The sequence below is a fragment of the Candidatus Sulfidibacterium hydrothermale genome, from assembly GCF_020149915.1.
Classification (GTDB): Bacteria; Bacteroidota; Bacteroidia; order Bacteroidales; family F082; genus Sulfidibacterium; species Sulfidibacterium hydrothermale.
Map to the genome: position 1 here is coordinate 930,209 of NZ_CP083760.1, position 14,709 is coordinate 944,917.

Annotated in this window: 10 protein-coding genes; 7 read left to right on the top strand and 3 right to left on the bottom strand. The window is 44.2% G+C overall.

Annotation, left to right across the window (positions count from 1 at the left end; translation table 11 throughout):
* Positions 1 to 368: 368 nt before the first annotated feature.
* From LA303_RS03630 to LA303_RS03650, 5 genes are all read left to right on the top strand, one after another.
* Complete coding sequence (locus tag LA303_RS03630) at positions 369 to 2,441, top strand: hypothetical protein (RefSeq protein WP_240526573.1); 2,073 nt, start codon at positions 369 to 371, stop codon at positions 2,439 to 2,441.
* 342 nt (positions 2,442 to 2,783) lie between these two features.
* Positions 2,784 to 3,251, top strand: a complete 468-nt coding sequence (locus LA303_RS03635; protein ID WP_240526574.1) for a MarR family winged helix-turn-helix transcriptional regulator — start codon at positions 2,784 to 2,786, stop codon at positions 3,249 to 3,251.
* 15 nt (positions 3,252 to 3,266) lie between these two features.
* On the top strand, positions 3,267 to 4,256 hold the full coding sequence (locus LA303_RS03640; protein ID WP_240526575.1) for an HlyD family secretion protein: 990 nt from the start codon (positions 3,267 to 3,269) through the stop codon (positions 4,254 to 4,256).
* Complete coding sequence (locus LA303_RS03645; protein WP_240526576.1) at positions 4,231 to 5,817, top strand: DHA2 family efflux MFS transporter permease subunit; 1,587 nt, start codon at positions 4,231 to 4,233, stop codon at positions 5,815 to 5,817. Before LA303_RS03640 ends, LA303_RS03645 begins: the two co-directional genes overlap by 26 nt.
* Positions 5,810 to 7,144 carry a TolC family protein gene (locus LA303_RS03650; RefSeq protein ID WP_240526577.1) on the top strand — a complete coding sequence of 445 codons (1,335 nt, stop codon included), beginning with the start codon at positions 5,810 to 5,812 and terminating at the stop codon, positions 7,142 to 7,144. The genes LA303_RS03645 and LA303_RS03650 overlap by 8 nt, the downstream gene beginning before the upstream one ends.
* 92 nt (positions 7,145 to 7,236) lie before the next feature.
* Here LA303_RS03650 and LA303_RS03655 read toward each other — a convergent pair whose 3' ends face one another.
* Together LA303_RS03655 and LA303_RS03660 are read right to left on the bottom strand one after the other, a co-directional pair.
* Positions 7,237 to 10,140: a glycoside hydrolase family 31 protein gene (locus tag LA303_RS03655; RefSeq protein WP_240526578.1), complete on the bottom strand. Its 2,904-nt coding sequence runs from the start codon at positions 10,138 to 10,140 to the stop codon at positions 7,237 to 7,239.
* A 57-nt stretch (positions 10,141 to 10,197) separates the two neighbouring features.
* Positions 10,198 to 11,109 (bottom strand): carbohydrate kinase family protein, encoded by a 912-nt coding sequence (locus tag LA303_RS03660; protein ID WP_240526579.1) that lies wholly within the window; start codon positions 11,107 to 11,109, stop codon positions 10,198 to 10,200.
* 221 nt (positions 11,110 to 11,330) lie between these two features.
* On the opposite strand from LA303_RS03660, the gene LA303_RS03665 reads away from it, so the two are divergent.
* Positions 11,331 to 12,512, top strand: a complete 1,182-nt coding sequence (locus tag LA303_RS03665) for a THUMP domain-containing class I SAM-dependent RNA methyltransferase (protein ID WP_240526580.1) — start codon at positions 11,331 to 11,333, stop codon at positions 12,510 to 12,512.
* Between the two features lie 215 nt (positions 12,513 to 12,727).
* On the top strand, positions 12,728 to 13,852 hold the full coding sequence (locus tag LA303_RS03670) for a lactonase family protein (protein WP_240526581.1): 1,125 nt from the start codon (positions 12,728 to 12,730) through the stop codon (positions 13,850 to 13,852).
* Here the strand turns inward: LA303_RS03670 and LA303_RS03675 are convergent.
* Positions 13,849 to 14,610: an MBL fold metallo-hydrolase gene (locus LA303_RS03675; protein WP_240526582.1), complete on the bottom strand. Its 762-nt coding sequence runs from the start codon at positions 14,608 to 14,610 to the stop codon at positions 13,849 to 13,851. The genes LA303_RS03670 and LA303_RS03675 overlap by 4 nt on opposite strands.
* Between the last annotated feature and the right edge of the window lie 99 nt (positions 14,611 to 14,709).

The following is a 14,709-nucleotide window of genomic DNA, read 5'->3' on the forward strand; positions in this document are numbered from 1 at the left end:
TTTTGGTGCCATCCTGAACGAAGTGAAGGATCTCTGATGTATTGAATGGAAGGATGTTTCGTGTCGATAATGAGTGTAAAATAATAAATAGGTGGTTTCAATAGTTTGGGATTTGTTTTTTTGTCATTTGGAATTTCAAACTTTAGTCACTTGAAGTACTTGAAATTACATCCCGTCGCGTTATCCGTTTGCAGCAGATACTTTACAGTATAAATGCATGAGTGAAGGTGAATATTCAGCATTTTGCGTTTGGTATTTCTCTTTCAGGTCGGTACAATTCTTTAAACCGGTGACATTGTGTAACTTTTTTTATCTTTGTAGATAAGGTGGAGAGGCTTTTGTTGTTTAATTTCTAAAATTTAATTCTCATGAAAAGATTTGTGCTCTTTTGTTTTTCTCTGTTTTTTCTTTTGCCAACCCTGTTGGCTGATGGGGTTAAAGGATTGACATGGCCTCGCGAAATTGTAAAAAACGGAACGGTAGTCGTTTTGTATCAGCCTCAGCTCGAAAAATTTGAAGGGAATATTTTGCAGGGCCGTATGGCTTTGTCGGTCACCCCGAAGGGCGAAGATATTGTTTTCGGGGCTTTATGGTTTAAGGCCAGAATTTCTACAGATTATGACAAGCGTACAGCGACCCTTGAAAAAATAGATATTACCAGAATTCGTTTTCCCAACTTTACGGATACAGCAAGGATAGAGCGATTTCGAAAATTATTGATTCAGGAAATAGAATCCTGGGATATGGTGATGTCTCTCGACCGGATTATGGCTGATTTAAAAAATACCGGCAATTTAAAGGTGATGGCTCAAAAGCTGAATAACGCGCCTCCTGATATCTATTTTCGTACCGAACCGGCAGTTCTGATTAGTATTGACGGTGAACCGATTATTAAAGAAATCCAGGGACAGAAATTTGATTATGTTGTCAATACCCCGTTTTTTATCGTAAAAAAAAGACATAAATATTATATAAAAGGGGGTAAATTCTGGTATGAATCATCCCAGCTGACTTCGGGATATAAACCGGTAACCAAAGTGCCTTCTGATATCAAAAAATTTGCTGATGAAAACATGCCGGAAACCGATCTCGATTCAATTTCGGAAAAAATGAAAACGGCTCCCGAAATAATTGTTGTCACCAAACCGTCCGAATTGATCAGCACGGAGGGAAAGCCCAAATATGCCGCCATCAACAATACCAATTTGTTGTTTGTTACCAATACTTCAAGCGATATTATCATGAATATCGATACGCAATATTATTATGTATTGCTTGCCGGTCGTTGGTATAAATCAAAATCGCTGGAAGACGGGAGCTGGGTTTTTGTGGAGCCTTCGGCGTTGCCTGCCGATTTCTCTAAAATTCCAGAGGATTCAGGTATTGCAGATGTCCTTGCCAGTGTGCCCAACACTCCGGAAGCGCAGGATGCATTATTGGAGCAGGTTATTCCTCAAACGGCAACGATTGACAGGAAAACAGCTACAGTGGAAGTGAAATGGGATGGCGCTCCCCAATTCGAAAAGATAAAAGGTACGGAAATCGCTGCAGCCAAAAACAGTGACAAAACGGTTTTGCTCGTTGATAAAAAATATTATGCCGTGGATGAAGGTGTTTGGTTTGTGTCTGATAACCCAACGGGCCCCTGGAAAGTTAGTGATAAACGGCCGGAGGGAGTTGATCAGATCCCGCCGGAATCCTATGCTTATAATGTGAAATATGTTTACGTGTACGAGTCAACACCGGATGTGGTGTATGTGGGTTACCTGCCGGGCTACAACTGGTCGTTTGCCTACAATGGTTGTGTGGTTTATGGTACCGGCTACCGGTATCATCCCTGGTATAACCATTATTATTATCCGCGACCGGTTACCTGGGGTTTTGGCGTACATTGGAATCCGTATACCGGTTGGACTTTTTCATTTGGATTGAGTTTTGGCTGGATCGGGTGGCGTTTTCATCCTTATCGTGGTTGGTGGGGCCCGCGGGGTTTTTATCCCGGATATCGTCGCGGTTATCCCGGATACCATCGGGGACCTGGTCGCAGGATGGCTTACAACAACGTTTACCGGAGACGTCCTAATGGTGTCGTTCGTACCGGAACTCCCGGTGGAACCCGGAACCTTAACGGAAAAATGCGACCTTCAACCCGCCCAAATAATGTTTATACAGATAGAAAGGGAAATGTTTATAAACGGGATAAAGGCGGTAACTGGATTCCTCAAAACAACAACCGTACCCGCCCGTCTGCTAAGCCGGCACAAAAGCCTCAGACCCGGCCGTCAACTTCACCGTCCCGGCCATCCATGACTCCGCAGCAGCGTCAAAATCTGAACCGTTCATACCAAAGTCGTCGTCAGGGAGCGGCAAGGGTTAACCGAACGCGGTCTTTCGGTGGCGGATCCCGTGGCGGAGCCATGAGAGGCGGCGGAAGAAGATAGTTGTGGATATGTTTTATCGCTTTTCTGTGTCTTGCAAAGGCAAATTTTTGTCTGGACAATCTCTCTTTTCAGGTTGATCCAAAACCTGAAAAGTGGAAAAATCAGGATAATGTTTATTGGAAATGCGTCCGCGTTTGACAAACGTGGACGATGTGTGTGCTTGCGGAAGGCGAGTGAAGAATCTTTATGTTGTGTCGTTTAGATCTTGCACCGCACGGGCACTTTGTTTTCCGAAAGGGTAATACGCCAAACATGGAATAACTTATCGGTTAATCGATATTAAATGAAAAAATTAGTTGCATAGTAAACTAATTTATTTTTATTTTTGCCGGTGGATTGATAATGTTTAAAGTTTTAATAATGGATGAATCTTCATCACGGAATCGAATGAAAAGCTATGAGCCGGGTATCGGCCGGTTGATTGCAGGAATCCGGCAGCGAATTTATAATATGGTTGCCAAGAAACTCAAAGATAGTGATTTGGATGTAGGGCAGTTTTTCTTTCTACACTTTATTTTGTGCCATGAAGGACAAACGCAAGAGCAGATTGCTTCGTCCCTTTTGTTGGATAAGGCAACAATTAGTAAAGGGGTGAAACGATTGGTGCAGTTGGGTTATGTTACTCGTAAAGTAAATGTTCGTGATAAAAGAGAGTATCTGATTTACCCGACGGATAAAGCCCTGGAACAAGCGCTTGAAATTGATGCTATTTTTTCAGATGTGCATCAGCGGCTTTACAAAAACCTGAATAAAAAGCAGGTTGAACAGTTGGAAATGTTGTTGACGCGAGTTTATAAAAATTTTGAGTAAAAACAGGTTGAAATAATGGACAAAGAAAAGACTTTAACTTCGGAAAATGCCCCGGCATCTGTCGAAAAACAGAAGAAAAAGAAAAGTAAATGGGGAAGTATTCTTACCGGTGTGATTTTGATCGTGATCACGTTGGTTTCGGGTGGGTATTGGTATATCCAGAAAACCGGTTTTGTGGAAACCGACGATGCTTATGTAGATGCCAATAAGTTGAATTTAAGTCCGCAAATGATGGGGCGTGTGGTGGCTTTGTATGTAGACGAAGGGGATCACGTAAAAAAAGGACAACTGGTGGCGGTGCTGGATTCGTCTGATTTAGTGGCCCGTTTGCATCAGGCGGAAACTTCTTTGCATGTGGCCCGTTTGGGGATTGATTTGGCCAAAGTGCGGCTCGAGCAGGCAAAAATCAATCTCGACCGGGCAAAAATCCAGTTAAAAGGCAATGTTTTGCCGCAGGCAAAATATGACAATATTTTTAAACAGTATCAGGCGGCAAAAGTGGAATATGCCATGGCCAAAAGTAAAATAAACACGCTGACTTCGAGTATTCAGGTGATTAAAACCCAGCTTTCACATACTCGTTTGTACTCGGCTGTTTCCGGGGTCGTGGCCAAGCGCTGGATTTTGACCGGTGATGTGGTAGCTCCCGGACAAACCATTTTTACCATTTATAACCTGAAAAATGTCTGGGTAACTGCCATGCTGAAAGAAACGGATGTGGCTAAAGTTTCGCCGGGTGATACGGTTCAGATCCATGTGGATGCTTATCCGAAGGTGAAATTTACAGGGAGGATTTTTCAGGTGGGCAATAATACCGCAGCGCTATTTTCGTTGATCCCACCTGATAATGCTTCGGGAAACTTCACTAAAGTAACCCAACGGATTCCGGTTAAAATATCCATCCATCCGGAGGGAAAAGAACCTTTAAAATATGGTCTGTTACCAGGAATGTCGGTGGAAATTAAATTGAAACGGAGAGGTGAAAAAGGACTTGCAATTTGGTAATTCTCCTGAAGTAACGTGGGAGACCGATGCTACCGAACCCAATAAATGGTGGGTATTGGTAAGTATAATGATTGGCACGTTCATGGCCGTGCTCGATTCCACTATTGTGAGTGTGGCTTTTCCGAAAATGATGGCCGCCTTTGGCGTTAGTGTGGATCAGATCGAGTGGGTAATGACGGCTTATATGCTGGCTTTTGCCGTGATACTCCCTTCTTCCGGATGGCTTTCTGACCGGTTTGGCTATAAGAAAAGCTATATGTTCGGATTCTTTCTTTTCACCTTTGGCTCTTTGTTGTGCAGTCTTTCGTGGAATGAAGAAGTTCTGATTTTGTTTCGGGTTTTGCAGGGCGTGGGTGCCGGATTGATGATGCCGGTAGGTATGGCCATTGTTACGCGTGTTTTTCCTCCCAAAGAACGGGGAATTGCGTTGGGATTCTGGGGCATTGCAGCTGCAGCATCCATCTCGTTGGGACCACTCGCCGGAGGATATCTTGTGGATAATTTTTCGTGGCATGCCATTTTTGATATCAATGTTCCCATAGGCGTAATCGGACTTTTGGTGGTCTGGATTATTCAAAAAGAATATAAAGCTGAAGAGAGCACCCGTTTTGATATCGGCGGTTTTGTGACCATGACCATTGCTCTTGGAGCTTTGTTGTTGGCTTTGTCAACCGCCAATTCCAGCTGGAATACCGATGGCTGGTCTTCGGTATTTATTCTTAGCTGTTTTTTTATTTCGGCGTTGAGTTTTGTGCTTTTCTTTTTGGTGGAAACGCTGGTGGAATATCCTATTGTGAATATCCGGCTTTTTAAAGACCGGAATTTCGGCTTGTCGTCCCTCATTATGTTTGTTTTTGGAATTGCTTTTTACGGCAACGCTTTTCTTTTACCGATTTATCTGCAAAATTCATTGTGCTATACGGCTTTACAGGCGGGATTGGTATTTTTCCCGGTAGGGATTCTACAGGCTTTTGTATCTCCTCTGGCAGGAAAAATTACCGACAAAGTGAATCCTAAGATTCCGGCAATTTTCGGAATGTTGTTAATGGCCCTTTCGTTGTATTTATTCAGCTTTTTCTCTTTGCAAACCATGCGTTCGCAGGTGATGCTCCCCATGTATATTCGGGGATTGGCTTTGGGATTTATTTTTACACCTATGACAACCATTGCCCTTTTTGATATTCCGAAAGCTCAGCTCGGCCAGGCTTCCGGACTATTTAATACGGTACGGCAGATTGGCGGAAGTTTTGGTATTGCCGTATTGGGAACCTTGCTGACACAACGGGTAACTTTTCATACGCAGGTTTTTGGCGGACAGTTAGATGCGTATTCTCCCACGTTCCAAAACGTGATGAAACATCTTGAAAACTTTGCCGGTTCGGCCGCCGGAGCTTCGCCTCATATAGCTGAACTGCAGGCGCAAATGTTAATATTAAAAAACGTAGTGGCACAGGCCTTTGTGCAGGGAATCAATGATGATTTTTATGTGGGAGCCGTGCTGACGGCTGCACTGATTATCCCCTTGTTGTTTTTAAAAACAAAAAGAGAAACTCATGAATAGAAAACAAAATATCATCCGGATGAAAACTTTTCTTTTGTCGATTGTTGTGGCTTTTATGCCTTTGTTTTCGCTGGCACAAAGTCAAATCAATGATTCGTTAACACTGGAAAAAGCCATTCGTTTGGCGACCAATAACCAACCGTTACTACACGAAGCGGAAGATTATGTGAAGATGGCCGAAGGACGCGTAAAACAATCGGAAAGCAGCAAATATCCGCAGATCTCAGCCGATCTTTATTACGATTATATCGGGCCGGTTTCTTCTATTACGATGCCTTTCCCCGGCGGAGGATCGTTCGATTTGACTCCGGCACATAATTATGATGGTCATGTGAATGTGCAGTACCTGATTTTTGATTTTCACCGGCGTGATGAATGGATACGCCTGATGCAATCGGCAAAGCTGGCCGAATCAGAGAAAATCAATTTGTTAAAAAACCAGTTGGCCTATCGTACCGTACAGGCTTTTTATTCTGTTTTGTTTTTGCAGGAGAGCCTGAAGGTAAAAGATGAACAGATTCACGACTTGTTGCAACATCTGGCTACAGCCAAAAAATTGGTGGAAACGGGTTCTGCAGTGAGTCTGGATACTTTGACCACGCGGGTGCGGGTAACAGCTGTTGAAACACAAAAAATCGGTATCGAAAATATGCTGAAACAAAACGAAATTGTTTTGAAGTCGTTGTTGAATTTTCATAAAGATACCCTGATTCATTTATCCGGCCGGTTTGTTAAAGCCGTTCCCCCGTTGTCGGTTGATTCGTTGATACAAACGGCTTTTGCCTATCGTGAAGAGATAAAACTGACAAAAATCAGCCAACAGTCGGCACAGATTCAAAAAAATCTGGCCCGTTTAAGTGCTGCGCCTACATTAAGTGCCATAGGAAGTTATGGGTTAAAAGACGGGTATCCCGAATCGTTGTACAAGTTACGGAGTAACTGGGTGCTCGGGATGGCGGCACATTTTCCCATTTTTGAAGGAAACCTGAAAAAGGCAAAAATGGAAACCGCCGACTGGCAGATTCAGGCATTACAAAACCATTTGTCGGCATTGCAAAAGACAATCAGCCGCCAGGTGCAGCAGGCCGAATCGGATTTAATGACCAGTGTTAAACAGCTGAAGATGGCCAAAGAAGAAATTATCAGTGCACAGGTAGCTGTGCAACAGGCCCGTGTGCAGTACAAAAGCGGATATGTAACTAACCTCGCTTTGCTGGATGCCGAAACATCGCTGACGCGTGCTAAACTGGCTTACCTTGCCGGTTTATATAAAATTACACTGAATAAATACCGGTTAATGGAAACCATGGGATTGAGAATTTGGTGACAAATTTGAAGTGCCTAAAATTTGAAGTGTGAAGTACTTAAAGTTTGAAGTGCCTAAAATACTTAAAGTTAGGAGGTGTTTTGAGCCGGTAACTATTTCATGTTAATTTCCACGGTTTTTCCCTGCCAAACAAAATTGATAACGATACATTTTTTGTTATGGTTGTAATACCAAACCGGTTTTTCTTTTTGGGTGGTGCGTAATCCGGTTTCCGGATGGGATTGACTTAACCGTTTTATTTTTATGGTTTTCCCGTTTTGGATCATTTTGTAAGTCCTTTTCCCGGGGTCGGTACGAAACATGATTTCCAATTGTATTTTCCGCTTTTCTGGCATTTTTTGGTAACCGCTACCGGTAAGGGTAAACCGGAAAATTTTATTGCCGGTACTTTGAAAATGTAAAAGCTGAAAAGCTCCTTTTTCGTAAGCCCCGTAAGTTTTTCCGTCATCTTCATACATTTCTCCTTGGGCTTCTTTTTGATAGCTCGGATAGTACCGGATAGTTAGTTTGCGGGAAGTGTAATAATCGGTGCTTATATCTCCTTTTTCGTTGTGTGGAACAGGAACAAGAGGAATAAAACTTCCGGCTTTCACAAAAACCGGAATGGTTTGCAGGTTTACCGGAAGAACAATCCATTGTTTGCCGGTATATTTTCTGCCGTTCCACCAATTGTACCAGACGCCTTCCGGAAGATATATCCTGCGGATTCGGATTTCTTTTTTCAAGACAGGAGCGATAAGAAAATCATCTCCCCACAAGTATTCGTCCATAACAGAATAAGTGATGCTGTCGGCAGGAGACGCAAAAAAGAGCGGCCGTATGATGGGCGTTCCGTTTTTATGAGCCTTCCAGGCGGTGGTATAAAGATAAGGCAGCAGCCGGTAGCGTTCATCCATAAAATAGCGGACAATGCGCTGGGTGGTATCATCGAAAAATACCGGTTCTGAAGGGATTCCGGATCCGTGTGGCCGTAAGATGGGAGAAAAGCAGGCAAACTGCAGCCAGCGGGTGTAAAGCGTGTCGTCTTTGACTCCTTGTGCAAAACCACCGGCATCGGCATGAATAAAAGGCATCCCGCTGAGACTCATGTGTATCATTACCGGAAGCTGTGCCTGTAAGCCGCCCCAGCTGCGGGCTACATCACCCGACCACGGAAAAACCGACCAGCGCTGCGAACCGGCATAACCGGCCCGGTTCAAATCGAAAAGACGGGTTTGCGGATAGTATTTCCGGTAATTGTCGAAAAGCATTTTTTCCCAGTAAAATCCATATACATTATGGATTTGCCAGGCACTGCCATTTATGCAGTATTGGTCAAAAGGATGACTTTCGGGTTCGCCCAGATCGCCCCACCATCCGGCTACGCCGATTTTAATCTGTTTCTGGTACTGTTGCCAGAACCATTGTCTGGCCCGGGGTTTGAAAATATCGATTAACGCTCCCGGACCAAAATAAAATTCATTGTTCACGTAAGTCTTTCCCAGACTGTCGGTGGCCAGAATATGCAAGCTGTCGGCAATGTGAAAGTTTTTCAGTGTGTCGAGAATGTAAGGCTCTGTGATAAGAATGGTTTTTACGCCTTCTTTTCTGAATTGGTGGATCATCTGTTGGGGATGCGGCCAGTGTGGTTTGTACCATGCCAGTCGTCCCATGGTTCCTTTGATGCTGTCGCCAAACCAATAAAAATCCAGAATGATGGCGTCGATAGGAAAACGTTTTTCGTGCATCAGCCGGACAATGGAATCGGTTTCCTTTTGGGTTCGGTAAGCCATGCGCGATTGCAGGTTGCCCAAGGCCCAACGTGGCGGCAGCGGTTGTGTTCCGGTAAGTTGTCCGTACGACCGGTAAAGGTCAGTGTAATTGTAACCGGCGATGAAAACATATTTCATCAGTCCGCCAATGGCGCCAAACTCTAATTGGTTTTTTATCGATTTGCCCAGGTCGGCGTAGCCTTTTTCATGATTGTCAAAAAAAAGCAGATACTTTTTTGATGAGAGTAAAATGGGAACCGAGAAATTCAAATTGGGTTCTCCAATTTGATAATTGTAGTGGGCCTGGTTAAACAGTTCAAAGTGTTTTCCTTTTAAATTGTCAACGGCCCGTTCGCCCAAACCATAGAAATGTTCTCCGGGTGCCATTTTAAATTGAAGTCCATTGTTATCCGAACGGCGGAAATAGCCTCTTGTTTCGCGTAGCAAAGTATCGTTGTGATACACAAATTCGATTTTCACCGGATTTTTATGGATGATAACCTGCAAGCTGTCGGTGCTGAAAATCAAGCTGGTGTTGGTATTTTTCAAAGATGAAATTCCTTTGCGTGGCGATAAAATAATGGCCACGGATGAATCCGGGACATCGGGAGATGCTTTGAAATTTTTGATTTCAGCCACTTTAGGTGTATAAAAGGTAATTTGGGTAGAACCGTGGTCGGTTTTCAGGGTTAGAACGCCGTTTTTAAGAGAATAATGCTGGATTTTCCGGTTTTGGAACAGGTAAACGGCCTTTTTTTTCACCGGTGGTTTGTATCCAAAAACAGGGATCAGGAAGTCCTGCCCGTTTTTGTCTTTGGCTACTTTGGAACCATTGGTATTACGGAAAACAAAAGTGAGTTGTTGTACAACTTCATCTTTGTGCAGGTTGTAGAACTTTTGGATTACAAAATGGAAAGCATAAAGGTTTTTTCCTACCCGTTGCATGTGTACATGCGGATCGGCTTTGCCCCAGTTGCCGACCACATTTTTCCAACTGTGGCTGTCGAGACTTTTGTTGGTGATGACTCCGGCATGCAGATACACTTCGCCGTTATAGTTTTTCAGCGCCTGGTTTCCTTTGGAAGCATCAAAAAAGAGCGTAACGCTGTCGTTGGGTCCCGGGTTGGCCGGTTTAAGCCACACGGCCTGAGCCCAAAGTCCGTTTTCCATGAGGATCACAAAAAGAAACAGGATAAAAATTCCGGGTAACGATGAGGTTGTTCTTCGCGAAAAAATGTGAGGCATAATTTCCATGTTTATCAAAATACCGGAAGGTCCCGGCCTGGCAAATATAACGGTTTATCAGGTAATAAAAGTTGATGGGATATAATTGTCTTTTGAAGCGCATACAGCAGCAGAAAAAGCAATGCCACTGTCGAGACAGGCTTCTAAATGTGCAGGTATATCTTCAAGTAGCCATTTTTCTCTTTCGATTTTTGCGATGAGTCCGGCATTAAAACCATCACCGGCACCAATGGTGCTGATCACATTGATTTTTTGTGCCGGCTTGTGTATTATTTTCTTTTTCCAGGCGGCCAAAGCCCCGTGTTCTCCCAGGGTGATAAAGATAATGGCTTCAGGATTGATCTGTTGCAAAGCCGAAACCTGTTCTTCCGGTGTGTTTGGCCCGAAAATAGCGTGAAAATCTTCATCGGAACCTTTGATAATGTTTGCGGATTTCAGGTTGTTCAAGAGCGCTTCACGGCGGAATTTGTCTGCAAGCTTTTCTGCCAACCGGATGTTGGGATCGTAAACAATGCGGGTTCCTGCTTTTTGTGCTGCATGAAGAATTTTTTCTATCTCCGGGCGGATAGCCGGATCCAGAGCATATAATGAGCCAAATAACAAGATGTCAGAAGCGCTAAATTTTTTAGGAGAGCGTAATCTGCGTTGTTTGGGGTAGTGTTTCCGGAAGGTGTAGACCGGTTTTTTCCGGAGATCCAATTTTGCCAGTGCTACCGAAGTGCGATGTTTGCGATACTGTTGAATATAGGATGTATTTACCTGATTGTTTTTCAAAAACCGGATGAGATAAGCTCCTATGGCATCATCCCCGGATTCTGAAATCAGCGCGGTTTTTATGTGGGCACGTGCCAGCGAAACGGCCACGTTGAGCATGGCACCTCCGGCATGGCCAAAAGAAAGATACTTTTCCGGAGGAATCTCCTCTTTTACCAGAACATCCAATAGCATTTCGCCCAGAGCATACACCATAAGGCAGCATAGTTTTTTACAAAGATAAAAATAAGACTGCTGTGCAAGAACTTCCGTGTTCAGTATTTTGTTTTTACCTGTTCCTTTTTTAGGCTTTTGTTTCCCTGAAAAGACATTCTTGTTAGAAAATAAAGCCGGGTTATGTCCCGGAAAAAGAGTTTCGGTTTGTATAAGGGCTCCGGGAAAATGATTCTCAACCTTTTTCTCTACTTTTGCCGGGCATGAAACCATTAAAAAAATTTGAAAAAGGCATGGACCTGACGGCCAAAACCTTTGCCGGGCTTGAAGGGGTACTGGCCAGTGAGCTGGAAAGCCTGGGGGCTGTATCGGTTGAAACGGGTAAAAGAGTAGTCTATTTTCGCGGTGAAAAGGACTTGTTGTACAAGGTAAATTACTTGTGCCGTACGGCATTGCGGATATTAAAGCCGGTGGGGGTTTTTACCGTGCGAAATGAAAAAGAGTTGTACGATAAAGTGAAACGCATTGACTGGCCGGCACTTTTTGATGTGCGGAAAAAATTTGTTGTTTCGGCATCGGTTTTTCATTCTTCACTTACCCATTCTCATTATGTGGCATTAAAAACCAAAGATGCTATTGCCGACCTGTTTCGCGAGAAAACCGGAAAACGGCCTTTTGTGAGTAAAGAAAACCCGCAGATCTATATTGATGTCCATATCAGTCAGGATAAGTGCACGATTTCGCTGGACAGCTCGGGAGAATCGTTGCACAAACGCGGTTACCGGATAGCAGCTGACAAGGCACCGCTGAATGAGGTGCTGGCAGCCGGAATGATACGGCTCAGCGGCTGGAAAAAAGAGGGCGATTTTATTGATCCGATGTGTGGGTCGGGAACGCTTCCGATTGAAGCGGCCATGGAAGCCATGCAGATTCCGGCCGGTTATTATCGAAAGCATTTTGCTTTTGAAGACTGGAAAGATTTTGAACCGGATTTATGGGAAAACGTAAAACAGGATGCCGCCGGACAAATTACAGAATACGATTATCCGATTATTGCTTCCGATAAATCATACAAAGCTTTTGGAATGGCCCGTATGAATCTGAGAAATGCGGGCTTGCACAAAGATGTGGTGTTGTTAAACAAACCTTTTGAAAAAGTAAATCCCGAAAGCGGAAAAGGAATCCTGATGTTTAATCCGCCTTACGGTATCCGGCTGGAAGATCGGGATTTGATTGAGCTATACCGGCATATTGGCGATGTGCTGAAAACGAAATTCCAGGGGTATGAGGCATGGATTATTACCGGTAATCCGGAAGTTGCCAAGTTTATCGGATTAAAGCCCTCGCGAAAAATTGTTCTGTACAATGGCGCCATTGAAAGCCGACTGATTCAGTTTGAGCTATATGCCGGCAGCCGGAGAAAAAGAAAAAACAGGGATGAGTAAACAGGATGGGCGTTCGTTATGTCCGTAAGATTCTCCGAATGGTATTTATGTCTTAGAGCCGGCCACTTTTCAAGTCGGACAACATAAGTCCATTGTCCGGGTGGACACTTGAACGATGGGGCTAAACGATTAACCCGAATATAAACCAGAGTGATGTTATTCGTTTGAATGATTGGGCAGAGTTGTTTATTTTTGAAAAAGTAAACGAAAGAAAAATGAAAACGATTTATGCTGTTTTTGCCGGCTTCTTGTTGCTTTTACCGGGATTTTTGAAGGCGCAGAAAAATAACACAGAAAACCGTTCGTATGTTTTTTATTTGGGAACGTATACACAGGGTTCAAGCCGCGGGATTTACAAGTATCGTTTAACAGAAGACGGCATTCTTCATCCGGAAGGCCTTCAGGCAAAAACATCCAATCCGAGTTATTTGACGTTTGGTGACGGGGAGCGTTTTTTGCTGGCGGTAAACGAAAATAATCCCGGAACGGTAAGCTCATTTGCCGTTTATGCCGATACGTTGGCTTTTTTAGGACAAAGCCGTTCCGGCGGAGATGCGCCCTGTTATGTTTCGGTAAGTCCTTCCGGTTGGGTGTTAACGGCGAATTACGGCAGTGGCACGGTAGGATTGTTAAAGTTAAAAGCAAATGGAAAACTTTCGCCGTTATTGTTTACGCAGAAGCATTTTTCGGCATTACGCACCCCTCATGCACATGCGGCAAAATTTATTCCGGGAACCAACCAGGTGGTGGCTACCGATTTAGGGACCGATCAGCTGTGGTTTTCGCAACTCGATCCGGTGAAAAAACGGCTGATTGCCGGTTCGCCGGCAACGTTGGCGCTGTCTAAAGGCTCCGGTCCGCGTCACTTTGTGTTTTACCGCGGGAATAAATCGCTGTTTGTGGTGGGAGAAGAAGGGAATTCGGTGACCCTGGTAAAAAAAGAATCTGACGGGCATTGGAAACCGGTTCGTACCTGGGCTACTTTGCCCAAAGATTTTCATGGAAAGAGTTATGCGGCGGACATCCATTTTTCTCCTGACTACCGGTTTTTGTATGTTTCAAACCGGGGCAGCAATACGCTGGTTGTATTTAGAGTAACCGACAATGGAAACGTTTTGCAGCCGGTAGCCTGGGAACCGGTTCGGGGAAACTGGCCGCGGAATTTTGCCCTTACACCTGACGGGAAGTATTTGGTGGTAGCCAACCAGAAGTCGAACAACCTGGTCGTATTTCGTCGGGATGCGGTTACCGGGAAATTGAAATTTGTCAGCGAAACCCAAGCCGGTTCGCCGGTATGTGTTTTGTTCTGTTCGCAAAACGGAAAACCGGATAAGCCTTAAATTTCGATGGTCAGTCGGTCGTAAGCCAGGTGAATAAAATCAGGTAATTCTTTTTCTACTTCGTCGTGGAAACCCATTAAATGGCTGATGTGGGTGATGTATCCTTGTTCAGGGCGAAGGAATTCAAGTGCCTTTATGGCTTCGGAGAGACAAAAATGGGAAGGATGGGGTTTTTTCCGTAAGGCATTGATAACAATTACTTTGCTGCCTGCCATGCGGGCAAGTGTTTCCCCCGGAATGTAATTGGTGTCGGTCAGATAAGAGAAGTCGCCGATGCGAAAACCCAATACTTCCATTTTCATGTGTAATGCGGGCAGCGGAATAATTTCGAGATCTTTAATGTAAAACGGGTCGTGGTTGATGGGAATTGTCTTGAACTCAGGAACCCCGCGATAGCGGGTTTCAGCAAAAGCATAGGAAAATTCGCGATGGATGGCTTCGATGTCGCGTGGAAGTGCATAAATCGGCATGGCCATTTTGTAGAGGTAATTGAATGACCGTACATCGTCGAGTCCGGCAATATGGTCTTTATGACAGTGGGTGATGAGTACGCCATCGAGTTGTTTGATGTTTTCGCGCAGTAATTGATAACGGAAATCGGGTCCGGCGTCAATGTTGAGATGAAGGCCGTGGTGTTCGATATGAACAGAGCTGCGCAGCCGGTGATCTTTTTTTGTGCCCTGTGTGCATACAGGACAGGGGCAGGCAATAACGGGAACGCCCTGAGATGTACCGGTGCCGAGAAAAGTGACCTTCATTTTTATGTTTTAATGACGGGGCAAAGGTAGGATTTTCGCAGGAAAATAATCACCGGGTTTATAATACTGATTGAAAATCAAAATGGGCTTTTGGGATTG

Bases quoted from the DNA above. Each gene is read 5' to 3' on its own strand.
- LA303_RS03675 (WP_240526582.1), bottom strand. From the start codon at position 14,610: ATGAAGGTCACTTTTCTCGGCACCGGTACATCTCAGGGCGTTCCCGTT.
- LA303_RS03655 (WP_240526578.1), bottom strand. From the start codon at position 10,140: ATGCCTCACATTTTTTCGCGAAGAACAACCTCATCGTTACCCGGAATT.
- LA303_RS03665 (WP_240526580.1), top strand. From the start codon at position 11,331: ATGAAACCATTAAAAAAATTTGAAAAAGGCATGGACCTGACGGCCAAA.
- LA303_RS03650 (WP_240526577.1), top strand. From the start codon at position 5,810: ATGAATAGAAAACAAAATATCATCCGGATGAAAACTTTTCTTTTGTCG.
- LA303_RS03640 (WP_240526575.1), top strand. From the start codon at position 3,267: ATGGACAAAGAAAAGACTTTAACTTCGGAAAATGCCCCGGCATCTGTC.
- LA303_RS03660 (WP_240526579.1), bottom strand. From the start codon at position 11,109: ATGGTGTATGCTCTGGGCGAAATGCTATTGGATGTTCTGGTAAAAGAG.
- LA303_RS03635 (WP_240526574.1), top strand. From the start codon at position 2,784: ATGTTTAAAGTTTTAATAATGGATGAATCTTCATCACGGAATCGAATG.
- LA303_RS03670 (WP_240526581.1), top strand. From the start codon at position 12,728: ATGAAAACGATTTATGCTGTTTTTGCCGGCTTCTTGTTGCTTTTACCG.
- LA303_RS03630 (WP_240526573.1), top strand. From the start codon at position 369: ATGAAAAGATTTGTGCTCTTTTGTTTTTCTCTGTTTTTTCTTTTGCCA.